1 protein-coding gene is annotated in these 239 nt (G+C 69.0%); it reads left to right on the forward strand.

The features are described from left to right. Positions 1 to 206, forward strand: a 206-nt coding sequence (locus SM755_RS24150) for a hypothetical protein (RefSeq protein WP_323174899.1), incomplete at its 5' end; no start/stop codon positions are given. Positions 207 to 239 lie beyond the last annotated feature (33 nt).

A 239-nucleotide genomic window follows, 5' to 3' on the forward strand; every position in this document is an offset into this window, starting at 1 on the left:
GGGACCTCCGGCGGCCGGTCGACACCACCCCCGACGAACCCGCACTCTCTGCACCCGTCAGCGGCGGCGAAACCGGGCTCGACAGCTTCGGGACGTGCCGGTACGTCGATATTCTGGACGACGGAGACGAGCGCGAACTGTTCGCGGAAGTGGCCCGGACCGACGGAGCGTTCGAACTCAGACGGTGCAGTCTCTCGGAGCGGTAGTCGCTGCCCCGCCTCCGAGAGCGCCTCATCGCG

Origin of the sequence: Natrialba sp. PRR66 (assembly GCF_034808065.1) — an archaeon.
In the GTDB taxonomy this organism is placed as follows: Archaea; Halobacteriota; Halobacteria; order Halobacteriales; family Natrialbaceae; genus Natrialba; species Natrialba aegyptia.